The sequence below is a fragment of the Streptomyces aureus genome, assembly GCF_000725495.1.
Taxonomy (GTDB): domain Bacteria; phylum Actinomycetota; class Actinomycetes; order Streptomycetales; family Streptomycetaceae; genus Streptomyces; species Streptomyces aureus_B.
Genome location: NZ_JNZD01000005.1, coordinates 15,562 through 38,759 on the forward strand (window position 1 = coordinate 15,562; position 23,198 = coordinate 38,759).

At 71.9% G+C, this 23,198-nt stretch carries 14 protein-coding genes; 5 read left to right on the forward strand and 9 right to left on the reverse strand.

Annotation, left to right across the window (positions count from 1 at the left end; all coding sequences use genetic code 11):
- Positions 1 to 267 precede the first annotated feature (267 nt).
- Entirely contained in the window at positions 268 to 1,359 is a 1,092-nt protein-coding gene (locus IO36_RS10100; protein WP_037618661.1) for a hypothetical protein, read from the forward strand.
- Here the strand turns inward: IO36_RS10100 and IO36_RS43000 are convergent.
- The 7 genes from IO36_RS43000 to IO36_RS10135 all read right to left on the reverse strand — a co-directional run bounded on the left by IO36_RS43000 (position 1,326) and on the right by IO36_RS10135 (position 13,689).
- The gene (locus IO36_RS43000; protein ID WP_158997281.1) at positions 1,326 to 2,834 is read right to left on the reverse strand and encodes a hypothetical protein; all 1,509 of its coding nucleotides are present in this window, start codon (positions 2,832 to 2,834) and stop codon (positions 1,326 to 1,328) included. The two genes, IO36_RS10100 and IO36_RS43000, sit on opposite strands and share 34 nt — an antisense overlap.
- A gap of 110 nt (positions 2,835 to 2,944) precedes the next feature.
- Positions 2,945 to 4,684: an LCP family protein gene (locus IO36_RS10110; protein ID WP_037618662.1), complete on the reverse strand. Its 1,740-nt coding sequence runs from the start codon at positions 4,682 to 4,684 to the stop codon at positions 2,945 to 2,947.
- A 218-nt stretch (positions 4,685 to 4,902) separates the two neighbouring features.
- On the reverse strand, positions 4,903 to 5,430 hold the full coding sequence (locus IO36_RS10115; protein ID WP_158997283.1) for a hypothetical protein: 528 nt from the start codon (positions 5,428 to 5,430) through the stop codon (positions 4,903 to 4,905).
- A 71-nt stretch (positions 5,431 to 5,501) separates the two neighbouring features.
- Entirely contained in the window at positions 5,502 to 7,280 is a 1,779-nt protein-coding gene (locus IO36_RS10120) for a trypsin-like serine protease (protein ID WP_245173229.1), read from the reverse strand.
- Positions 7,281 to 7,598: 318 nt separating this feature from the next.
- The gene (locus IO36_RS10125; protein WP_158997285.1) at positions 7,599 to 9,062 is read right to left on the reverse strand and encodes a hypothetical protein; all 1,464 of its coding nucleotides are present in this window, start codon (positions 9,060 to 9,062) and stop codon (positions 7,599 to 7,601) included.
- 231 nt (positions 9,063 to 9,293) lie between these two features.
- Positions 9,294 to 12,035, reverse strand: coding sequence for a pyruvate, phosphate dikinase (gene ppdK / locus IO36_RS10130; RefSeq protein ID WP_037618666.1), 2,742 nt, complete (start codon positions 12,033 to 12,035; stop codon positions 9,294 to 9,296).
- 451 nt (positions 12,036 to 12,486) lie between these two features.
- Positions 12,487 to 13,689, reverse strand: coding sequence for an ROK family transcriptional regulator (locus tag IO36_RS10135; RefSeq protein ID WP_037618668.1), 1,203 nt, complete (start codon positions 13,687 to 13,689; stop codon positions 12,487 to 12,489).
- Between the two features lie 143 nt (positions 13,690 to 13,832).
- Here IO36_RS10135 and IO36_RS45840 point away from each other — a divergent pair, with 143 nt between their 5' ends.
- Together IO36_RS45840 and IO36_RS10145 are read left to right on the forward strand one after the other, a co-directional pair.
- Positions 13,833 to 15,611 carry an MGH1-like glycoside hydrolase domain-containing protein gene (locus IO36_RS45840; RefSeq protein WP_425535519.1) on the forward strand — a complete coding sequence of 593 codons (1,779 nt, stop codon included), beginning with the start codon at positions 13,833 to 13,835 and terminating at the stop codon, positions 15,609 to 15,611.
- The gene (locus IO36_RS10145; protein WP_037618670.1) at positions 15,608 to 17,545 is read left to right on the forward strand and encodes an amylo-alpha-1,6-glucosidase; all 1,938 of its coding nucleotides are present in this window, start codon (positions 15,608 to 15,610) and stop codon (positions 17,543 to 17,545) included. The genes IO36_RS45840 and IO36_RS10145 overlap by 4 nt, the downstream gene beginning before the upstream one ends.
- 173 nt (positions 17,546 to 17,718) lie before the next feature.
- Here IO36_RS10145 and dusB read toward each other — a convergent pair whose 3' ends face one another.
- Positions 17,719 to 18,873, reverse strand: coding sequence for a tRNA dihydrouridine synthase DusB (gene dusB / locus IO36_RS10150; RefSeq protein WP_037618672.1), 1,155 nt, complete (start codon positions 18,871 to 18,873; stop codon positions 17,719 to 17,721).
- Positions 18,874 to 18,970: 97 nt separating this feature from the next.
- Between dusB and IO36_RS10155 the strand changes: the two genes are divergently transcribed.
- The gene (locus tag IO36_RS10155; protein ID WP_037618674.1) at positions 18,971 to 20,431 is read left to right on the forward strand and encodes an MFS transporter; all 1,461 of its coding nucleotides are present in this window, start codon (positions 18,971 to 18,973) and stop codon (positions 20,429 to 20,431) included.
- A gap of 120 nt (positions 20,432 to 20,551) precedes the next feature.
- Here the strand turns inward: IO36_RS10155 and IO36_RS10160 are convergent, their stop codons facing one another.
- On the reverse strand, positions 20,552 to 21,634 hold the full coding sequence (locus tag IO36_RS10160; RefSeq protein ID WP_078943108.1) for a helix-turn-helix transcriptional regulator: 1,083 nt from the start codon (positions 21,632 to 21,634) through the stop codon (positions 20,552 to 20,554).
- A gap of 101 nt (positions 21,635 to 21,735) precedes the next feature.
- On the opposite strand from IO36_RS10160, the gene IO36_RS10165 reads away from it, so the two are divergent.
- The gene (locus IO36_RS10165; protein WP_037618677.1) at positions 21,736 to 23,166 is read left to right on the forward strand and encodes an MFS transporter; all 1,431 of its coding nucleotides are present in this window, start codon (positions 21,736 to 21,738) and stop codon (positions 23,164 to 23,166) included.
- Positions 23,167 to 23,198: the final 32 nt, after the last annotated feature.

The following is a 23,198-nucleotide window of genomic DNA, read 5'->3' on the forward strand; positions in this document are numbered from 1 at the left end:
GTGGGTCTGACGGCCACGGCAGCGGTCCTCCAGGCTCCCGGCGCGAGCGGAACGTCGGCCGTCGGGACGACACCGCCCGGGACGACACCGCCTTCCCCGCAGCCGGACACCTCGCTCCCCCCGTCGACGTCGAGCCCCACGCCCGCACCGGACGGCGGGACCTCCGCATCGAGCGGCACCGCGTCGGAACAGGGGAACACACCGTCCCCTGACCGGTCGTCACCGTCACCGCGCTCCGACGACCCGGGCCGGGGTGACACGGACCCCGTGACGCAGCAGAGGAAGCAGATCGACGCCACCGCGACCCGTCTGAACGGGACGAAGGACGAGGTTCCCGAAGAACTCGCGCCGACCGTCGACGAGTTGGCCACCACGCTCGAAGCGGTCAAGGATCCCGGCACCTCGCTGCGGGACAGACAGGGTGTCATCGAGAGCGTCGGCCACCTGACCACGGCGCTGAAGGCGACCGGCGACGACGCCACCCCTCCGCGGTTGCGGAAGGAGCTGACCTCCCTCGTGCGGCAGATGTCCTCGGCACTGAAGGCGGGTCACGACGCGCAGGCGCCGGCCGAGGAGCGGTCCTCCGACCTCGTGATCATGCAGCGCACGGCGGCCGCGCTGGACCTGATCTGCGACCCCCGGACCCCGGCGAAGCTTCGAGGACAGCTGCTGGCGATCTCGGCAGGGCTGAGCGGCGCGGTCGCGGGCGGCCGTCAGACGGCCTCGCTCCGCGGGTTCGAGGGACAGATGGGCATCGTCCAGTCCGACGTCGCCGAGGCCCAGGAGGCGTCCCCCGCGAGTGCCGCGGCGGCCATGCGTCCGGAGCACCGGGACGAGCTCGTCCAGCTCGTGCACGACCAGAACGAGAAGCTGCGGGTGGCGGGCGATCCCCAGTCGTCGTCGAAGGACCGGGCCGAAGCCGAGAAGGACATGCGGGACCGGTCCGCCCGCATCAGCGACAAGCAGGAGGAGACGGCGGCGGCCCGGGGGCGGTCGGAGGACCCTCTCGGCAAGGCGGCCGAGGTCTGCACCAACGCCATCTTCAAGTCGCCGTCCGGGAGCGAACTGCCCGAGGAGCTGAAGGACCTGGTTCCCGGCAGCTGGCGCCCGCAGGGGGTCAAGGACTTCTGGACGAGCAAGGAGAAGAGCAACACCCTGCTCGACGTCCTCGCCGAGCTGCGGAACGACCAGAGCGTCAGCGCACCGATCAAGATCGCACCGCTCATGACCGGGCTCGCCCGGGTCGTCCCGAGGAGCGACCTGTTCTCCACCATCGGCGAGCGGGCCTCGTACTGCCTGTCGACCGCCACCTACCTCGACGAGGACTACGGGGTCAGCGTCGGGACCTGGCTCGAGTAGCCCGGCGGCAGCAGCGGGGTGGGCGGAGCCAGCAGTTCCGCGAGGGACACCTCGGAATTCGCCTCCGCCCGCGCGGCCCCGTACCGCCCCCATTCCCTCTTCTCCTTCTTCACCCCGCCCGTCCTCCCTGTGAAGTCGTACGGGGAGATCAGCGAATCGGGGATGCGTCCCGGGGACCAGAAGGCCGTCACATAGCGCGGCTTTCGCGTCAGATTGACAAGATTGTCGTTGTGCCACACTCTGCCGTGGTAATAGATCTGCTGGAGGCAGCCCGTTTCCGGGTCGCAGTAATATCGCCTGTCGTACTTGTCCCAGGAATAGTGGGGAATCCTGAACTCCGCCACATCGATCTTCCCCCGGTCCTTCCTCATGTACGAGATCGTCAGATTGACGCCCAGGAGGTCGTACTTGGCGTTCTTGGGCACCTGCACGACATGCTTGCGCGTGTACTCCTCCCCGACCTCGAGCCGGTTGCCGGGGCCGTAGAAATGCCCGCTGCTGATCGTCGTGTAGGTGAGCCGGCCGACGTAGAGTTCCGATTCCCCCGTGTCCTCGCCCCGCAGGCCCGCACTGTCCCGCCACTCCCGCGTCAGGTCCCTGTCGGGAGGATTCTCGGAGTACACGGCCCCTCTGCCGGAAACCGTGTAGCTGTCGTTCAGGATGTACACCGGAATCCCGCCCGTGTTCTTCATGGAGAGCGTCAGCGGCACCTGGAGGAACCCGAGGGAACGGTCCGTCCTCGCTTTTCCGAATTCGGCCTTCAACGTGAGGTGCATCGGCGCCGCCGCGGGCTGGTACATGGTCGAGTACGCGAGGCTGACGCCGGTCAGGAGCGCGGTGAGGACCACTCCGGCCGCGAACCGCTTGGGCTGGGGGACCTCCTTCCACGACCTGTCGCGGACGAGGAGGCACAGCGCCCACAGGGACCAGCACCACAGGAGCATGAAGACCGGCACATACGGCGTGAACTCCGTCTCCTCGAGCCACATGAACACCAGCAGACTGTCGGTGGCCAGCGCGATGAGCACGCCGAGCAGGACGATCGCCCCGGAGCCGCGGAACTGCCGTTTGCCCCCGTAGTCGAGTGCCGCGACGGCCGCCGCTCCCAGCACGGCACCCGACAGGACGAACATGATCCCGTTGAGCCGCTGCGCGAAGGTCAGCGCCCCGAAGGCGTCCGGCCAGCCGACGACCGCGCCGAGGACCATGGAGGCGAGCAGCCCGGCCACCAGGAGCACGGTGACCACGTGCCGTCGGCCCGGACGGTCGGGCCACGTCCCGCTGTCGCCCCCGCGCCAGCAGAGGGTCGCCGGATCGTCCAGATCCAGGTCCTCCGGGTGACCCAGGCGCCCGATGATCCTCCGCAGTTCACCCGCCGACCAGGCGTGGCCCACCGTCTCCTCGCCCACGACGACCCGCCGCAGCCCACGACTGTCCGGTGGCTCGACGACGACCCAGGGACGGATGCTCCTCATGATCCCCAGGCTGGAACCCGCGAGGGCCCGGTGCACCCGGGACTACCCCGATCGGCCCCCGGGACCGAGCGGTTCCCGGGGCCCGCCCGGTCCGCCCCGCCCGCCCGGCGTCAGCCGACGCACTCCTTCTTGTCGGCGTGCGACTGCGGGACGTCGGCCGGGGGCTTCGCCGGGCCGGTGACGGGCACCCCGGGGCCCTTGAAGTCGCCTCCGAGGGTCAGGGTCATGTCGGTGCCCGCCCGTGAGCCGTCCGTGCCGGGGTGCAGCGCCGAGGCGGACAGGCCCATCATCGCGGCGAGGGCCCGGGCCTGGTCGGCCTGGTCGGGGCGGTAGGCCAGGGTCGTACGCTCCTGCCGCGCGCCGGGGGCGTTGCCGCCGTTGGTGGAGTGGGCGACGCCCTCGGTGTTCTGAAGCCACTCCAGGGTCGTCTGCGCGGAGCCCTGGGGGCCGCCGCCGTTGTAGACGGTGACCCGGATCCGCGACGGGTCCGCCTTGGGGCCCTTCAGCCTGGCGTCGGACGCCTTGGACTTCTTGGCGACCTCGGTCAGCGAGACGTCGTTCTTGAGCGCCGAGAACAGCGCGGGCGCCCGGGTCCCGTCGACCACGACGGTCCGGTGGTTCTTCCCCTCGGCCGGGTTGTCGACGACCGGCAGCGTCGTGAAGGTGATGTGCTCGGGATCGACCTGGTTGAGGTCCTTGGCGAGGGCGGTGAGCTTGTCGACACCGCCGATCCCGGTGTCCACCGTGAGCGACTTGGTGGCCGCGTTCGCCAGTTTGAAGAGCTTGCGGGGATCGGACAGGGTGTTGCCGGACTTCATCCGGCGGATCATCGAACCCAGGAACTGCTTCTGCAGGTCGATGCGGTCCAGATCGCTGCCGTTCTTCAGCGAGTGACGGGTCCTGACGAACTGCAGGGCCTGCTCGCCCTGGACGGTGTGGGGGCCTGCGGGCAGCCGGAGATGGGAGCCCTGCCCCCGCTCGTCCGTGTCGTCGATAGCGTGGGTGAGGCAGATCGGTACGCCCCCGACGGCCGTGGAGAGGGTCTTCACGGCCTCGAAGTTGACCAGGATGAAGTGGTCGACCGGCAGGCCGGTGAGCGCGGTGACGGTCCGCATGGTGCAGCCCGGGTCGCGGCCGGCCTGCCCGAGGCTCTCGTTGAAGCGCGGACTGTACGTCGCCTTGGGCGTCCCCCTGACCGTCCGGACGGAGCCGTCCTTCTGCTTCGTCGGACAGTCCGGGATGCCGGTGACCATGTCGCGCGGGATGCTCATCGCCGTCGCGTTCGACCGGTCCTTCGCCACGTGGAAGAGGATCGTGGTGTCGGCGTGGCCCACGCTGCCGGCGTCCCCGTACTTCCCGCCCAGGCCGATGCGGCTGTCGGTGCCGATGACCAGGATGTTCACGGCGTCGTCGCTGGTCGCGTTCTTGCTGCCCGCGGAGCCGACGTCCACCGTGCTGATGTTGCCGTTGAAGTGCCGGTAGAGCAGATAGGCCCCGGTGGTGCCCGCGACCAGCACGAAGCCGAGGGTCCCCGCGGTCCACATCAGGACCTTCCGCTTCGTGGACCGCTTGGCCTTCCGCGCCCTCCCCGCGCCACGGCGACGGGCGCCCCCGCCCGCACCGCCGTCCCCGGCGCCCTTGGCGCTCTTGGCGCCGCCCTCGTCCGGCTCCGGGGCGGACCGCCGGGACCCCTCGCGGCGGGCGCGACGGCCTCCCTGCTCCGGCACGGTCGGGGTGGCCGGGGCGGCCGGGGCGTCGCCGGTGCCCTCCCGCAGCCGGTACTCCCCCGTCACGGGGTCGAGGACCCACTGGTCCGCAGGGTCGATGTTCCTGCCGCCTCGCGTGCCCACGGTCCTCCATCTGTGCTGTCTCGCCCCTGCCGGGGTCCTGCCACCCGGCCCGTACCGGATCCGCCCCGCGGCCGGCCGCGGGACATCCGTACGGACCTTCGAACGCGGCCGATGGTTGCCTCGGGGTGACGTACAACAACACTGCTGGACAAGGGGCTTGGAGTGTGCTGCGGCGACGGGCAGCTACGCGGGTGAGGACCCGGGCGCGGGGCCCCTCCCTACGACCGCCGGTCCACCCGGAAGTTCTCGCGGGCGGTGAACGCCACACAGGCACCGACGGAGGCGACGCAGCTCGCGAACGAGAGCAGGTCACGCTGCGAGTCCTCGACGGCCACCTCGTACTGGGCCTTGGTCAACGCGACTTCCCTGGAATGATGGTTGCGGCCGTACTCGGCCCAGTACCGGTCGCCGTACGACTTCGGGCCGGACAGTTCGGGGTCGCCGTGGGCCAACGACAGGACGAACGAGGCGACGGCCGTCAGCACCAGCCCGAGGAGCACCCGGCGCAGGGGCCGGGGCAGCCCCTTCTCGAAGACCGGCCACAGTGCGACTTCCACGTCGTTCAGCCGCAGGCGCACGCCGATGGCCACCGGCACGAGGACGACGACCCCGACCACGACGAGGATCGCCCACCCGGTGCCGTCCACCGGTGACGGCCCCGGCAGCCAGGTGACCGCGACGAACAGCAGCAGGGCGACGGCGAGCGCCGCCGCGAAGACGCTGTGCACCCTGAAGGATCCACTCACGCCCCGGAGGGTCGCACACTCGTCCGAACCCCGTCGCCCTTTTACCCCGAGCCGCTGTCCGTCGGTGCCGCTCAGCCCCAGATGTCGTAGTACTGGAAGCCGTTGCCGACCGAGACCCGGGCGGAGAAGATCTCCGAGGTGGCCTTGTTCGTTCCCTTGTAGAGGTAGAGCGTGCCGCCGGGGGTGCGGGCCAGGAAGTCGGCGATGCCGTCACCGGTGATGTCGCCGACCGCGTCGAAGGCGTTGTAGCCCGTCCAGGCGCTGCGCACCTTGATCCGCGAGGAGAAGGCCTCGGAGCCGGTCTTGCCGGTGCCCTTGTACAGGTACAGGTCGCCGGTGCTCGCCTGACGGGCCAGCAGGTCCGCCTTGCCGTCACCGGTGAAGTCACCGTGACCGCGCACGGAGTTGTACTGGTTCCAGCCGGTGCGGACCGAGTAACGGGTGCCGAAGGTGCCGTTGCCCTTGCCCGGGTAGACCCACATCGTGCCGCCGGAGTCCACCGACAGCAGGTCGGGCAGGTAGTCGCCGTTGACGTCGCCCGGCGTGATGACGCGGGTGCGGGTCTTCCAGCCGGTGGCGATCTTCGTGTCGGTCCAGGAGCCGCTCGTGCGGGCGCTGTTGAGCACGAAGTGCTCCCAGTACACGTCACCGGTCGAGGCGACCCGGTAGACCAGGTCCTGGAAGCCGTCCCGGTTCAGGTCGGTCTGGGTGACCAGGTTGACGCCGCCCCAGTTGCCCCAGGAGGCGCGGGCGCCGAAGCCGGTGCCGGTGCTGTTGGAGTCCTTCTCGTAGCCGGTCTTCGTGGAGGCTTCCCGGACGAAGAGGTCGGCCCTGCCGTCGGGCTTCTTGTTGAAGATGCTCAGGCTCGTGTCGTCGATGTGGGCGTAGGCCTGACCGACGTAGTAGACGGCCAGCTTGGTGAAGACGCTGGAATAGCCCTTCGCCACACAGTCCTTGACACCCCAGGAAACCACCCCCACGACCCGTCCGGCCACCACGAGCGGGCCCCCGGAGTCACCGTTGCACGCGGCGCTCGTCCCGGTGTCGCTCCCGCTCTGCGTGCCCGCGCAGACCATCGACTTCGGAGCGAAGGACGTGTCGTAGAGGCCGGAGCACGTGCTGTCGGCGTGGACGGTCAGCGTGGTCGACCGCAGTGTCTGGGAGAGGTCCTGCACGGTGGAGCTGGTGCGGCCCCAGCCGTAGACCTTGGCCTTCGTGCCGACGGCGTACGAGGTGGTGTCGCCGGCCTCGACCATGCGGATCGGTGTGGCCTTGACCGGGGCGGCGAGGGTGAGGACACCGAGGTCGCTCTCGTTCCTCCGCACCTCCTTGTCCAGCGGGGCGTAATTCGGATCCTTCCACTGGCGCAGCACGCCCGTGGCCTGGCCGCCGTGGAGGTTCGTGGTGCCCCCGGAGTCGGTGGTGGGCAGCTGGTCGGTGCCCGTGACGACGGCCCCGTTGGCCTGCCAGTTGTACAGATTGTTGTCGCCGTCCATGAGGCAGTGCGCTGCCGTCAGGATCTTCGTCGGGGCCACGACGCTGCCGCCGCAGAAGAAGCTCACGTCGTCGGCGGTGGTGTCGGTGGTGCCCCGGTCGTCGTGGTACCAGAGCTGGGCCATCCAGGGGGCCGTGGTGATCGCGGTCGTGGTGCCGCCGATGACCTTCGGGTCGACACCCGAGGTGCTCGTGCCGGCGCTCAGCGACTCCTTGTCCGCCGTCCGACCCGCACCCCCGTCCCCCGCGAGGGCGCCCGCGACGCGCTTCTCCAGGACGGAGAGCGAGGGCGAGGCGATGACCGGCTTCGCCGTCGGGGCGGGCAGGGCGGTGGCCGCACCGGCGGAGGAGGTCATCAGCGCGGCGCCGACAGCCGCGGCGATGCCGGCTGCGGCGACGGGCAGGGCGAGGCGTATCCGGCGGCGGTGACGCCCGCTGGACCGAGACGTGGTCAAGACAGTCCCCCAGAGGAACATGAGACGGATGGGAACGCGGAGCGCGTTCTCCCCTCTCAGCGCCGGAGGGCGCGGGTTCGTCACCGGAAGTTCACGGGGTGTCCACAGCACGGCCGCCGGCGCTCGCCGGTCGCCACCCGGGCCGACTGCTCGTGACACCTCACCGACGGCTTCCGTCCCCGGCCCGTTCGGGGGTCCCTCCGGCCCCCGGACGACGGTTCAGTCGCCGGCGCGGGAGCGGCGGGAGAGCGCTGCGGCCGCGCCGGCGGCCAGCGCCAGCGCGCCGGCCGCCCAGGCGATCCAGCCGCCGGAGACGAAGCCGGACCCCCCGCCCGCGGAGCCGTCCTGCGCCAGCCGCAGGGTCAGCGCCGCGCTGTCGTTGGAGGCGTCGGGGTCGAACCCCTCGAAGAACTCCTCCGTCTGGATCCGGCCCGTGGAGACGGCCGGGGTACGGGGGCCGATGGCGACGGTGAACGACAGGGCGTGTCTGTCTCCCGGGGCGGGGTCGCCGAAGTCGCACTCGTAGGTGGTCCAGCCCAACCGGGGGCCGCGGTAGGACCCGTCCGTGCCCGGCACGTGGCAGCCGTCCGGGATCTTCGTGGCCTTCGTGCCCGGCGGCAGCTTGACAGTGACCGAGAGGGCGACGTCGTCGTCGAGGAGGTCCTCCACCAGCGCCGGCCCCCGGTCGACCACCGTGACGTGCAGCGTGGCGTGACCGCCGGGCCGCCCGGTGGCGGTGTCCCCGGTGACGGCGAAGTCGGCGTGGTTGACGCTGTCGACGTAGGTGGTGAAGGACGGTTCGCTGTTCCCGTCGGACGGCGTCGCGCCGTCGGGGACCAGGGTCAGCGGGGTCCCGGGGCCGTTCGCCGGGGCGGCGCCGGCCAGCGGGGTGAACGCGTAGATGATCTCGTCGTGCAGTGCCTCGTCGCCGACCTCGACCCGCAGCGGCGACGACAACGCGTACCGCCGGCCGGGCTCCACCGGGGTGGGGAAGTCGCACAGGGTCTCGTGCACGATGTGCCCCCCGCGGCCGCTCGCGGACACGTCGCGGCAGTTGGCCCAGGAGCCCTGGAGGTGCAGTCCGGCGGTGGTGTCGATCCGCAGCTCCACCCCCTTGGCCGCCGGGAGTCGGCCGGTGTTCCACACGGTGAGCGGAAAGGTCAGCATGTCGCCCGGCACGTGGTCCGGCTCATCGGCGAACGCGCTCACCTTCAGGTCCGTCCTGCCGTTGGTCAGGGTGACGTGGTCACCCGTGACGGTGGCGTCCGACGCCGTGCCGGAGACGGTCATGGTGCCGCTGCTGCCGATGGCCGCACCGGGCTTCGGCACCAGCGTGATGGCGTGGTAGTCCGAGGTGGCGGAGGCCAGGTCCAGCGTGCAGAGGTTGCCGTCGCAGTGCTCCGACGGTGCCGGCTCGGCGAAGTCGGCCACTCCGGACAGGTCGACGGTCAGATGGACGTGGTGGACCGCGCCCTCGCCGGCCACCTTCCACCGGTAGGCCACGAACGCGTTCGGCGGCTCCGACCCGATGAAGAGCTCGTGCTCGACGAAGCGGACCGTCATCCCTCGTGCGCCGTCCGCCGCGTCGGCGTGCGCCGGACCCGTGCCGAACAGCCCCGCCATCAGCGCCAGCGCGCCCGCCGCCGCTGTCGCGACCGCGCGCACCCATGATCTTCGTGCCATCCGCCCCGGACCTTCCCGTGCGCCGGGAGGGTCCCGGCCCACCGTGCTGCACAGGTGTGACCCGCGAGGTTCGGAGAAGGTTGCGGCGGGGCGCAGGTGTCCGTGCCGCCGTGCACGAAAGGGCGGCACCCCCGCACAAGGGTGCCGCCCCTTCCGTGAGCCGGAGCCGCCGCCCATCGGTCTTGAGGGTCGGGGACAGGCGGCGGCTCCGGGGTCTTGTCGCCGTCCGGGCTAGCGGTGGTCGCTGCCCTTCGAGCTGGAGGCCGCGCGGCCCGCTTCCAGGCGCGCGACCGGGATGCGGAACGGGGAGCAGGAGACGTAGTCCAGACCCACCTCGTGGAAGAAGTGGACCGACTCCGGGTCGCCGCCGTGCTCGCCGCAGACGCCGAGCTTGATGTCGGGACGGGTCTCGCGGCCCGCCTTCGCCGCCGCGGCGACCAGCGCGCCGACGCCGTCCTTGTCGATGGTCTCGAACGGGCTGACGCCGAAGATGCCCTTCTCCAGGTACGCCGTGAAGAACGAGGCCTCCACGTCGTCGCGGGAGAAGCCCCACACCGTCTGGGTCAGGTCGTTGGTGCCGAAGGAGAAGAACTCGGCGGCCTCGGCGATCTGGCCCGCGGTCACCGCGGCGCGCGGCAGCTCGATCATCGTGCCGATCGACAGCTTGAGCTCGGTGCCGGTGGCGGCCGAGACCTCGGCGATGACCTGGTCGGCCTCCTCGCGGACGAACTCCAGCTCCTGGACGGTGCCGACGAGCGGGATCATGATCTCCGCGCGCGGGTCGCCCTTGGCGTTCTTGCGCTCGGCGGCCGCCTCCGCGATGGCCCGTACCTGCATGGTGAACAGACCGGGGATGACGAGGCCGAGGCGCACACCGCGCAGGCCGAGCATCGGGTTCTGCTCGTGCAGCCGGTGCACGGCCTGGAGCAGCCGCAGCTCGTTCTCGTGCGGCTCCTGGCGGGACTCGGCGAGGGCGACGCGGACCGACAGCTCGGTGATGTCGGGCAGGAACTCGTGCAGCGGCGGGTCGAGCAGGCGGACGGTGACGGGCAGGCCGTCCATCGCGGAGAACAGCTCCACGAAGTCCTTCTTCTGGAGCGGCAGCAGCTGGCGGAGGGACTCCTCGCGCTCCTCCTCGGTGTCGGCGAGGATCAGCCGCTCGACCAGCTCGCGCCGGTCGCCGAGGAACATGTGCTCGGTGCGGCACAGGCCGATGCCCTGGGCGCCGAACCGGCGGGCGCGCAGCGCGTCCTCGGCGTTGTCGGCGTTGGCGCGCACGCGCAGGCTGCGCTTGCGGTCGGCGAAGGCCATGATCCGGTGAACGGCCTCGACGAGCTCGTCGGCGTCGTCCGCGCCGGCGTGCATCCGGCCCTCGAAGTACTCCACGACCGGGGACGGGACGACGGGGACCTCGCCCAGGTAGACCTTGCCGCTCGACCCGTCGATCGAGATGAGGTCGCCCTCCTCGACGATGTGGCCGCCCGGCACCGTCATCCGGCGGCGCTTGGTGTCGACCTCCAGCTCCTCGGCGCCGCAGACACAGGTCTTGCCCATGCCGCGCGCGACGACGGCCGCGTGGGAGGTCTTGCCGCCGCGGGAGGTCAGGATGCCCTCGGCCGCGATCATGCCGTCGAGGTCGTCGGGGTTGGTCTCACGGCGGACGAGGATGACCTTCTCGCCGGAGCGGGACCACTTCACGGCGGTGTAGGAGTCGAAGACCGCCTTGCCGACCGCGGCGCCCGGGGAGGCCGCGATACCGCGGCCGACCTGCTCCACCTTCGCCTTCTCGTCGAAGCGGGGGAACATCAGCTGCGCGAGCTGGGCGCCGGTGACGCGCTGGAGCGCCTCGGCCTCGTCGATCAGTCCCTGGTCCACCAGCTGCGTGGCGATGCGGAAGGCCGCGCCCGCCGTGCGCTTGCCGACGCGGGTCTGGAGCATCCAGAGCTGGCCGCGCTCGATGGTGAACTCGATGTCGCAGAGATCCTTGTAGTGGTTCTCCAGGGTCTCCATGATCCCCATGAGCTGGTCGTACGACTTCTTGTCGATCGACTCCAGCTCGGCGAGCGGGACCGTGTTGCGGATACCGGCGACGACGTCCTCGCCCTGGGCGTTCTGGAGGTAGTCGCCGTAGACGCCCTGGTGGCCGGAGGCGGGGTCGCGGGTGAAGGCGACGCCGGTGCCGGAGTCGGGGCCGAGGTTGCCGAAGACCATCGAACAGATGTTGACGGCCGTGCCGAGGTCGTGCGGGATGCGCTCCTGGCGGCGGTACAGCTTGGCGCGGTCGCCGTTCCAGGAGTCGAAGACCGCCTTGATGGCGAGGTCCATCTGCTCGCGCGGGTCCTGCGGGAAGTCCCGGCCGGCCTCGGTCTTGACGATCTTCTTGAACTTGGTGACGAGCTTCTTGAGGTCGGCCGCCTCCAGGTCCGTGTCGACGCTGACCTTCTTGAGGGCCTTGGCCGCGTCCAGGGCCTCCTCGAAGAGCTCTCCGTCGACGCCGAGGACCGTCTTGCCGAACATCTGGATCAGACGGCGGTAGGAGTCCCACGCGAAGCGGTCGTCGCCCGACTGCTTGGAGAGCCCGAGGACGGACTTGTCGGAGAGTCCGATGTTCAGGACCGTGTCCATCATGCCGGGCATGGAGAACTTGGCGCCGGAACGGACGGAGACGAGCAGGGGGTCGTCGGCCTGGCCGAGCTTCTTGCCCATCTTGGCCTCGAGGGCCTCGAGGTGCGCACTCACCTCGTCACGCAGTGCCGCCGGCTCCTCGCCGCTGTCGAGGTAGGTCTTGCACGCCTCGGTGGTGATGGTGAAGCCGGGCGGGACGGGGAGACCCAGGTTGGTCATTTCGGCGAGGTTGGCACCCTTGCCCCCGAGCAGGTCCTTGAGGTCCCTGTTGCCCTCGGTGAAGTCATAAACGAACTTCGCTCCGCCAACGCCGTTTCCGGGTACGTGGGGATCTTTGTTTTCCGACACGAGTCTCGACTCCTCGACGTCGCGGTGGCTGCCCTGACGACGGGGAACATACCCAGATCGAAGGCGTCTGGGTACGTCCACTTGCGCGTCATGCGCCTGTAACCACTCGTCCGCCACCAGATCCAAAGTCAAGGGTTGGCAAGTCATCGGGGGCGCATGTTTTCACTTCTTGAACGCATGACGCCCCAGAGGCCGCCTGGAGCGCTCACATGAGCATGCTTCAACACGTCTGAGTTTAATCGATGAACGATCAGACGGTGGCACTGAGTGCCACCCCTTAGGGAAGTGCAACCGCCCAAGATCCGCTCATCTGAGCGTGACCCCTATCAAGGGTGGCGAGAATCACGCCCTGGGAGGGGACAGATTTCATGATGCGGACCGGGATCCGGACACGACACACGGAGATACGCGCACGACACCCGGACGTCTCACCCGGATGCCGTACCGGGCCTCACACCCCGAGGGCCGCCAGCCGCTCCTCGGCCCGCTCGGGCGCGTACAGGTGCTCCACGACCAGCGCCCCCGCACCCACGAGCCCGGCCCGCTCCCCGAGCCGGGAGGTCACCACGTCCAGATGGGCGGTGGAGCGGGGCAGCGCCCGCTGGTAGAGCAGTTCCCGGACCCCGGTGAGGAAGGGGGTTCCGGCCAGATCCCCGGCGATCATCAGCACGCCCGGGTTGAGCAGGGTCACCACGGTGGCCAGGACGTCCCCGACCCGCCGGCCCGCCTCCCGGGCGAGGGCCGTCGCCTCGGGATGCCCGGCCGCCAGCAGCTCCCGCACGTCCGAGCCGGACGCGGCCGGGACCCCGGACTCCGCGAGCCGGCGCGCCACCGCGCCACCGCTGGCGACGGCGGCCAGACAGCCGTACGACCCGCAGCGGCACAGCGCCTCGGCGCCCACCCGGATGTGCCCGATGTCCCCGGCGCCGCCGTCGACTCCCCGGTAGACCGAACCCCCGACGACCATCCCGGCCCCGATACCGGTGGAGACCTTGACCAGCGCGAACGCCGAGCAGTCGGGGTAGCCGGCGCGCTGCTCCCCGTACGCCATGGCGTTGGCGTCGTTGTCCACGAGAACGGGGACGCGGGTGGCGCCGGCGCCCGTGTGCTCGGCGAAGGCGCGGCCCAGCCGGCCCCTTATGTCGTAGCCGTCCCAGCCGGGCATGATCGGCGGCTGGACCACGCGTCCCGTCTCGCTGTCGACCGGGCCCGGCACCGCGAGCCCGATGCCGCAGACGGCGTCCGCGCTCCGGCCGGACTTGGCGACCAGTTCGGCGAACCAGCGGCCGAGTTCGCCGAGGACCGCCTCGGGGCCGTCGTCGATCACCAGGGGACCCGCGTGCTCGGCGAGGATCTCCCCGGTCAGGGTGAGCACGGCCGCCCGGCCGTGCCGGGTGTCGAGGTCGGCGGCGAGGACGACCGCGTGCTCGTCGTCGAACTCCAGCGTGATGGAGGGGCGTCCGCCGAGCGGCGAGTCGACGGGGCCGCCCGCGCCCTCGCGGAGCCAGCCCGCGCGGAACAGCCGGTCCAGCCGGTGGCCGACCGTCGCCCGCGACAGACCGGTGGCCCGCTGGAGCGCCCCGCGCGTCGTCGCCCGGCCGCTGCGCACCAGTTCGAGCAGCTCTCCGGCACTTGCCTGGTTCCCGGTCTTCACGGTCCTCCCCGCCCTTTCCGTCCCGCACACCCTCTTGCGTTCCCCAACTCTGCATTACATATTGAGTTTTGCGTGTTAAATAGACGTAACCCTACGGCAGACACTGCCGAACCGGTCGGCCGGACGTCTTCGGGGAGACCTGAGTGGACAGCACAACCCAGCTCACCGCCCTGCACAGGGGACCCGTGCACCCCTTGAGCGCCGTCGGCACTCCCGCACGCGCCTCCGGTCCCCCGGACCCCTCCGACGCGGACGGGATCGCCGGGGGCGGACCGTCCGTATACGGTCCCGGCGGGGCGCCGGCATCGCTGCACCTCAGGGCCTCCCGGGTGCTGGAGGACAACTGGACCGGAACGTCCACGGTGCCCTCGCGCGGCCTGTATCCGCACCAGTGGTCCTGGGACTCCGCGTTCATCGCGATCGGCCTGCGTCATCTGTCCCCGCTGCGGGCGCAGACCGAACTGGAGACCCTGCTCGGCGCGCAGTGGGCCGACGGACGTGTCCCGCACATCGTGTTCAACCCCTCCGTCCCGCTCGACGCGTACTTTCCGAGCCCCGACTTCTGGCGCTCCTCGACCGCCGGACGCGCCGCGGGCGCCCCGCGCACGGTACAGACGTCGGGCATCGTGCAGCCACCGGTGCACGCGCTGGCGGTGTGGCTGGTGCACCGGGCGGACCCGGGCCTGTCCAGGGCCCGTTCGTTCCTCTCCCGGATGTATCCCCGTCTCGCGGCCTGGCACCGCTATCTCCTGCACCGCCGGGACCTCGGCGGCGGGGGTCTCGCCAGCGTGGTCCACCCCTGGGAGCAGGGCATGGACAACAGCCCCTGCTGGGACGGCCCGCTCGGCCGCGTCACCCCGGCGCCGGCCCGCTCCTTCCGCCGTGCCGACCTCGACCACGGCGCCCCCGAGGACCGGCCGACGGATCTCGACTACGGCCGGTACGTACGGCTGGCGGCGGACTACCGCGACCGGGGGTACGCCGACGGCGGGGGCGCGTTCGCCGTCGAGGACCCCCTGTTCAACGCCCTGCTGATCGCCTCGGAACACGCGCTGGCCCGGATCGCCCGGGAACTGGGGGCCACGGGGACCGCCCGGCACGCGCGCGCCGAGCGGCTGACCGCGGCGCTGGTGGAGCGGCTGTGGGACCCGGCGGAGGGCATGTTCTTCTGCCGTGACGAGCGCGGCGGGCAGGACACCCCGGACGCCCGGCGGGACGACGGGAACGAACCAGGTGACGTCGGGCACGGTGGAGGCCGGGGGCCCGGCGGAGGCAGCGGGCGCGGCGCAGGCCGGGGGCCCCGCGAGGGCAGGGTGCGCGGGGCGCTGATCCGGGAGCGCAGTGTCGCCGGGCTGCTCCCGCTCATCCTGCCCGCGCTGCCGCGCGAGATCGCCGCCACGCTCGTACGGACGGCGTGCGGGCCGCACTTCGGGCTGGGCGGGGCGGCCCGTCTCGCCCCCAGTTACGACCTGACCGGCGAGGCCTTCGACCCGCACCGCTACTGGCGGGGGCCCGCCTGGTTCAACACCAACTGGCTGCTGGAGCACGGCTTGCGGCTGCACGGGGAGCACGGACGGGCCGACGCGCTGCGGGCCGCCCTGCTCGACACCGCCGGGGAGTCCGGGTTCGCGGAGTACGTGGACCCGTTCACCGGCGAGGCCTGCGGAGCGGCCGGCTTCAGCTGGACGGCGGCGCTGACGCTCGATCTGCTGCACGAGCCCTCCGGGGCGGAACCGGTCGTGTCCCCGTGGGGGCGCGACGCGTTGACCGACACGGCACACAGCACCACCAGCACTGCCGGCACTGCCGGCAGTGCCGGCACTGCCGGCACTGCCGGCACCAGCGTCGCGGCCGGCACCGCCGGTGGCGGGCGGCGCGCACGCGAGTTCGGAACGGACGCCAAGGGAGGGGACCGGGGATGACGGACCGGCATCATCTGCTCGTGCACGGAGGGACGTTCGCCGCCGTGGGCGACGGCGGGGACATCAGCGGAGTGCGGGGCGGCAGTTCCCCGGACGGACTGTTCGTACGGGACGCCCGGCACCTCAGCCGCTGGCAGCTGACGGTGGACGGAGCGGTGCCCGAGGCGCTGACCCCGGTCGCCGCCGGTGACACGGCGCGCTGTGTGCTGGTGCCGCGCGGCGGTCGCAACGAACCGCCCGCCTACACGCTCTTCCGCGAACAGGCCGTCGCCGAGGGCTCGTTCGTGGAGGCGCTGCGCGTCACCAGCAACCGCCCGACGGCCACCACGGTCCGGATCGCGGTCACCGCGGACGCCGACTTCACGGACCAGTTCGAACTGCGCTCCGACCACCGTACGTACGCCAAGACGGGTGTCGTGCGCCAGCGCCAGGTCCTGGACGACGGGGTGGAGTTCAGCTACCGGCGCGGGGAGTGGCGGTCGCGTACGACGGTCACCTCCGAGCCCGCTCCGGACGGTGTGGAGGAGACGGGTACGGGCGCGCGCCGCCTGGTGTGGACGCTCGACCTCGAACCGCACGGCTCGGCGGAGCTGGCGCTGCGCGTGGCGGCGCGTCCGCACGGCGCGACCCAGGAACCGCGCGTTCCCGTCTCTCCGGCCGCGGCGGGCGAGCAACTCCTGGCTCTGGAGGACGAGTTCGCGCAGGGAGTGCCCTTCCCCACCGGCTGGCCCGAGCTGGCCGCGGCCTGTGCGCGCGGCCTGTCCGATCTGGCCGTCCTCCAGGTGCCGGCGACCGGCCCTGACGGCGAGGAGCTGCGGGTCCCCGCGGCCGGGGTCCCCTGGTTCCTCACCCTGCTGGGCCGGGACGCCCTGCTCACCTCGCTGTTCGCGCTGCCCTACCGGCCCGGGCTCGCGGCGGCCACGCTGCCCGCGCTGGCCGCCACCCAGGCGGTCGAGGCGGGAGCGGGGGCGGTCGCCCAGCCCGGCAAGATCGTGCACGAGGTGCGGCACGGCGAGCTGGCCCACTTCGGACAGGTCCCGTACGGGCGTTACTACGGCTCGGTGGACGCGACCCCGCTGTTCCTGGTGCTGCTCGGCGCCTACACCGAGCAGACCGGCGATCCGGCCCTGGCCCGGAGACTGGAGCCCAACGCCCGGGCGGCGGTCGGCTGGATGCTGGACCACGGCGGGCTGACCTCGCGCGGCTATCTCGTCTACCGCGCGGACGGCGGCGGTCTCGCGAACCAGAACTGGAAGGACTCCCCCGGCGCCATCTGTTCGGCCGACGGCAGCCGCCCCACCGGCCCGGTGATGGCGGCGGGCGCGCAGGGGTACGCGTACGACGCGCTGCGCCGCACCGCCCAGCTGGCCCGCACGGTCTGGGACGACGAGGTCTACGCGGCGCTCCTGGAACAGGCAGCCGCCGATCTGCGCGACCGTTTCCAGCGGGACTTCTGGATGAGCGAGCACGCCTTCCCGGCGCTGGCGCTCGACGGCGACGGCCGCCACGTCGACGCGCTCGCCTCGGACGCGGGGCATCTGCTGTGGTCCGGACTGCTGGACAAGGAGTACGGCGAACTGGTCGGCCGCCGGCTCCTCGAACCGGACTTCTTCTCCGGCTGGGGGGTGCGCACGCTCGCCGCCGGGCAGCCCGCGTACCACCCGCTGTCGTACCACCGCGGTTCCGTCTGGCCGCACGACAACGCGCTGATCACCCTGGGGCTGGCCCGGTACGGACTGCACGACGAGGCCCGGACGGTGGCGCACGGGCTCGTGGACGCGGCCACGGCCGCGGGTCACCGTCTGCCCGAGGTCATCGCGGGGTACGGCCGTGACACCCATGCCCAGCCGGTGCCCTATCCGCACGCCTGTGTCCGGGAGTCCCGTTCGGCGGCGGCGCCGCTGGCCCTGCTGGCCGCGGTGGGCGGGGCCTGATCCTGCCTCGTCCGGACCGGTCCTGCCCGGACCCTTCCGGTCGAGGCCCCTGGTCCACGGCCGGGAACCGGGCGCCGGGGGACGGCGTCCGGGCCGTCCGGCGCGCGTACGGGCGGCGCGCGCCGGACGGGTGCCGAACGGTGTCGGACGGGTGCCGGGCGGGTGCCGGCGGATCAGCCGCCGGAGGTGTCCAGTTCGGCGTCCTCGGACACGCCGGCGCAGTCGTAGGGGTCCTTCAGCCAGCCGTCCGGCAGGACGACCCGGTTGTTGCCCGAGGTGCGGCCGCGGGGGCCGTCGGCGCCCGCGGGCCACGGCTGGTCCTGGTCCAGCTCGGCCAGCCCGTCGGAGAGCTCGGCGAGCGAGGAGGTGATCGCGAGACGCTTGCGCATCTCGGAGCCCACCGCGAAGCCCTTGAGGTACCAGGCGACGTGCTTGCGGAAGTCGATGACACCGCGCGTCTCGTCGCCGATCCACTCGCCGAGGAGCGTGGCGTGGCGGACCATGACCGCGGCGACCTCGCGCAGCGTCGGCCGCGCGTAGTCCTCGGGGCGGCCCTCGAAGGCGGCCACCAGATCGCCGAACAGCCACGGCCGGCCGAGGCAGCCGCGTCCGACGACGACGCCGTCGCACCCGGTCTCGCGCATCATCCGCAGCGCGTCGTCCGCCGACCAGATGTCTCCGTTGCCGAGGACGGGGATCTCCGGCACATGCTCCTTGAGGCGTGCGATGGCGTCCCAGTCGGCGGTGCCGCCGTAGTGCTGGGCGGCGGTGCGGCCGTGCAGCGCGATCGCCGTCACGCCCTCCTCGACGGCGATGCGTCCCGCGTCCAGGAAGGTGATGTGGTCGTCGTCGATGCCCTTGCGCATCTTCATCGTGACCGGCAGGTCCCCGGCGCCGCTGACCGCCTCGCGCAGGATCGCGCGCAGCAGGTTGCGCTTGTACGGGAGGGCGGAGCCGCCGCCCTTGCGGGTGACCTTGGGGACCGGGCAGCCGAAGTTCAGGTCGATGTGGTCGGCCAGGTCCTCTTCCGCGATCATGCGGACGGCCTTGCCGACGGTGGCCGGGTCGACTCCGTAGAGCTGGATCGAGCGCGGCTTCTCGGTCGCGTCGAAGTGGATCAGCTGCATGGTCTTCTCGTTGCGCTCGACCAGCGCCCGGGTGGTGATCATCTCGCTGACGAACAGTCCCTTGCCGCCGCTGAACTCGCGGCACAGCGTGCGGAACGGCGCGTTGGTGATCCCGGCCATGGGGGCCAGGACGACCGGCGGCCGGGCCGTGTGGGGGCCGATCGAGAGCGAGGAGTTCACGGTGGACGTGGGCGTGGGCATTCCCCCATTGTGGCGTACCGGGCCGGATGCTCGCGCGGAAGATCGTGTAGTGGTCATTAGTTAGACACACTATCGAAAGAGACGTAGGCTGAGGGGCATGCCTGAGCTCAGCCATCGCCATCGGATGCTCGTGCTCGCGATCTGCTGCATGAGCCTGCTGATCGTGAGCCTCGACGTCACGATCCTCAACGTCGCGCTGCCCTCGATGCAGCGCGAGCTGCACGCGAGCGTCGCGGGCATGCAGTGGGCCATCGACGCCTACACCCTGGTGCTGGCCTCCCTGCTGATGCTCGCGGGATCCACGGCCGACCGTATCGGCCGCCGCCGGGTGTTCATGACGGGCCTGGTGCTGTTCACCATCGGCTCGGTGCTGTGCTCCCTGGCCCCGAACCTCGACACTCTCATCGTCTTCCGGATGGTCCAGGCGGTCGGCGGCTCGATGCTGAACCCGGTGGCCATGTCGATCATCACCAACACCTTCACCGACCCGCGCGAACGGGCCCGCGCGATCGGCGTCTGGGGTGCCGTGGTCGGTATCTCCATGGCCGCCGGTCCGCTGGTGGGCGGGCTCCTCGTGGACACCGTCGGCTGGCGGTCGATCTTCTGGATCAACCTCCCCGTCGGCCTCGCCGCGCTCCTGCTGACCCTCCGCTTCGTCCCCGAGTCCCGCGCCCCGAAGGCCCGCCGCCCCGATCCGGTCGGCCAGCTCCTCGTCATCGCCCTGCTCGGCTCCCTGACGTACGCGATCATCGAGGCGCCCACCTCCGGGATCGCCCACACCCTCGCCTTCGGCGCGATCGCGCTCGCCGCGCTGCTCGGCCTGCTCTGGTACGAGCCCCGGCGCGACGAACCCCTCATCGACCTGCGCTTCTTCCGCTCGGTTCCGTTCAGCGGGGCCACCGTGATCGCGGTGAGCGCGTTCGCCGCGCTCAGCGGCTTCCTGTTCCTGTCGACGCTGTACCTGCAGAACGTGCGCGGTCTGAACGCCCTGCACGCGGGCCTGTGGATGCTGCCCATGGCGTTCCTGTGCTTCGTCTGCGCGCCCTTCTCGGGCCGTCTGGTCGGCAGCCGCGGTCCCCGGCCGTCGCTGCTGATCGCCGGCGTCGCGATGACGGTGAGCGGCGTGCTGTTCGCCGCGTTCGAGGCGGAGACGTCGAACGTCACGCTCGTCCTCGGCTACGTCTTCTTCGGCCTCGGCTTCGGCTTCGTGAACGCGCCGATCACCAACACCGCGGTCTCCGGCATGCCCCGCGCCCAGGCGGGCGTCGCCGCCGCAGTCGCCTCGACCAGCCGGCAGATCGGCGGCACGCTCGGGGTCGCCGTCATCGGCGCGGCCCTCGCCTCCGGCATCCGGGCCGACGCCTACCGGGAGTCGTTCGTCGCGGCCTCCCGCCCCGGCTGGTGGATCATCACCGCCTGCGGTGCGGCCGTCCTCGTCCTCGGCCTGCTCAGCAGCGGCCGCCGGGCCCGCGCGTCGGCCGAACGCACGGCCGCCCTGCTGGAGACCCCGGAGATCCGGGACGTGGAACTACGGGCCAAGGACACGTCGGCGGCCTGACGCGGCGCAGGGGCCCGGGGGGCGGGGCCGGGGGCCGGGCGAAGGGGTGCCGGGCGCGTCCGGCCCGGGGTGTCCGCAGGGGAACACCCTGGGTGGCGCCCGCAGCGGGCCGCCCCGGGCTCAGGCCACCCACACCGGCCGGGATTCCGTCCCTGCACCCGTCCCGGCCTCCGAGGCGGATTCCGCACCGGCCTCCGTCCCCGCCTCCAGCGCTATCGCGTGCAGCCGTTCCAGTCGCTGCCGGCTCTCCTCGTCGTGGGCCGGGTACGCCACCATGCGGGCGCCCAGGTCGGGGGCGAGCCACAGGTCCGTGTGGTCGAGGGTGACCAGGCCGACGTACGGGTTCACGAACTTCTTCGTCTTCCCGCGGGTGGCGGCCACCTCGTAGCGGTCCCAGTTCTCGCGGAACTCCGCCGACTCGGTCCGCAGCCGCTTCAGCAGCGTCTTCCAGGCGGGCTCCCCGAGGTGCCCGGCCATCGACGCCCGCAGTTTCGCGGCCATCAGCCGCGTGGTCTCGTCGAGCAGGACGATCGACGCGCGCCACTCCGCGTTGGTGTAGGCGAGCAGCACGCAGTTGCGGTCGGCGGGCGGGACCGCGTCGAGGTCGCGCATCATCAGCCGGGCGTAGGTGCGGTTGTACGCGAGGATGTCGTACCGGCTGTTCTGGATGCAGGCCGGAACCGGCTCCAGCTGCGCGAGGATCCGGCGCAGCGCCGGGGTGATCACCGGGCACTGCGCGGCGGGCGTGGGGTCGACCGCCCCGGCCAGCTGGAAGAGGTGGGCCCGCTCGCTGGAGTCCAGCAGCAGGGTGCGGGCCAGCGCGTCGAGGACCTGCTCGGAGACCTGGATGTCACGGGCCTGCTCCAGCCAGGTGTACCAGGTGACCCCCACCGCGGAGAGCTGCGCGACCTCCTCGCGACGCAGGCCCGGCGTGCGCCGCCGGCGGCCGCGGGGCAGCTGGACCTGCTCGGGCGTGATGCGTTCACGGCGGCTGCGCAGGAAGGTGGCCAGTTCCTGCCGCCGGATCTCCCCCGCCCCGGACGCCGCTCCGACGGCCGCCCCGGACGCCGCTCGGACGGCCGCCCCCGCCCCGTCCGGCCGCTCGGGCTCGGGCTCCGGACGAACCGCGCCCCGCACCGGGCCGTTCGACGCCGGTCGTGCGGGGTCTGTTGCTGTGGTGGTCCGCCGTGCCATCGTCGTCATGCCTCCAGCCTGCCGCTCGGCGCAGCCTGTTGCCAGGTAGTGCTTGTACCAGGATAAAGAGACTCTGGTACCCGTCTGAGCGCCGGAGAAGTCTGGAGGACGTGACCGAAACCGGAACTCTCACCACCACCGTCCGCGCCCCCGCCGCGCCACCCGCCCTCGGCGGCCTCGGACTCTTCACGGTGCTGCTCGGCGCGGCACTGCCCCTGATCGACTTCTTCATCGTCAACGTCGCCCTGCCCACCATCGGACAGGACCTGCACGCGAGCGAGGCCGTCCTCGAACTCGTCGTCGCCGGCTACGGCGTCGCGTACGCCGTCCTGCTCGTCCTCGGCGGACGCCTCGGCGACCTGTTCGGACGCCGCCGGCTCTTCCTCGGCGGCATGGCGGCCTTCGGCCTGACCTCCCTCGCCTGCGGCCTCGCGCCCACCGCCTGGACCCTGGTGGCGGCACGCGTCGCCCAGGGCGCGGCGTCCGCCGCGATGCTGCCGCAGGTCCTCGCCACCATCCAGGCGGCGACCTCCGGCCCCCGCCGGGCCAAGGCCATGGGTCTGTACGGCGCCACCGCCGGCCTGTCCATGGTGGCCGGGCAGATCCTCGGCGGTCTGCTGGTCGCGGCCGACATCGCCGGCACCGGCTGGCGCTCGGTGTTCCTCGTGAACGTGCCCGTCGTGGTGCTCGGCCTCGTCCTGGCCCGTCGCGTCGTCCCCGAGACCCGCTCGCAGCGCCCCGAGCCGATCGACGCTCCCGGCACGGTGCTGCTCGCCGTCGCGCTGCTGGCGCTGCTCGCCCCGCTCACCGAGGGCCGGGCGGCGGGCTGGCCGCTGTGGACCTGGGTGTCCCTGGCCCTGTTCCCGGTCGCGGCCGGCGCCTTCTACGGCGTCGAGCGCCGTGCGGACCGCCGTGGCCGCACCCCCCTGGTTCCGCCGAGCCTGTTCGAGCTGACCTCGCTGCGCCGGGGGCTGATCATGATGGTGCCGTTCTCCATCGGGTTCAGTGGCTTCATGTTCGTGGTCGCCGTGGCCCTGCAGCGCGGTGAGGGGCTCGGTCCCGTCCCGGCGGGTCTCGCCCTCGCACCCATGGCCGTCGTCTTCTTCGCGACGTCGCTGTGCGGACCCCGGCTGATCGCCCGCTTCGGCACCCGGATCGTCACCGCGGGCGGACTGATCCAGGGCGTCGGTCTGGCCCTGATCGCGCTGGCCGCCTGGCGCTCCTGGCCGGACCTCGGGGTGGTGCAGCTGCTGCCCGGGGCGGCCGTCGCCGGAGCGGGTCAGGCACTCCAGCTGCCCGTCCTCATCCGGATCATCCTCTCCGAGGTGCCGGCCGCGCGGGCCGGTGTCGGCAGCGGCGTCATGGCCACGACCCAGCAGGCCTCGCTCGCCGTCGGAGTGGCCACCCTCGGCACGCTGTTCCTGTCCCTGGTCCCGTCCCACGGCATGCGGGACGCCCTCGTGACGACCCTTCTGGTCCAGCTGGCCGGCGTGGCCCTGACCACCGCGCTGAGCCTGCGGCTGCCACGCACGATCAGCTGAACTCCCGTTCCGTGGGCGGGGATCGGCCGCGC

What these genes read in the sequence shown, in the direction of transcription:
- IO36_RS10160 (WP_078943108.1), bottom strand. Translation starts at nt 21,634, where the DNA reads ATGACGACGATGGCACGGCGGACCACCACAGCAACAGACCCCGCACGA.
- IO36_RS10155 (WP_037618674.1), top strand. Translation starts at nt 18,971, where the DNA reads ATGCCTGAGCTCAGCCATCGCCATCGGATGCTCGTGCTCGCGATCTGC.
- IO36_RS10120 (WP_245173229.1), bottom strand. Translation starts at nt 7,280, where the DNA reads ATGACCTCCTCCGCCGGTGCGGCCACCGCCCTGCCCGCCCCGACGGCG.
- IO36_RS10145 (WP_037618670.1), top strand. Translation starts at nt 15,608, where the DNA reads ATGACGGACCGGCATCATCTGCTCGTGCACGGAGGGACGTTCGCCGCC.
- IO36_RS10125 (WP_158997285.1), bottom strand. Translation starts at nt 9,062, where the DNA reads ATGGCACGAAGATCATGGGTGCGCGCGGTCGCGACAGCGGCGGCGGGC.
- dusB (WP_037618672.1), bottom strand. Translation starts at nt 18,873, where the DNA reads ATGCCCACGCCCACGTCCACCGTGAACTCCTCGCTCTCGATCGGCCCC.
- IO36_RS43000 (WP_158997281.1), bottom strand. Translation starts at nt 2,834, where the DNA reads ATGAGGAGCATCCGTCCCTGGGTCGTCGTCGAGCCACCGGACAGTCGT.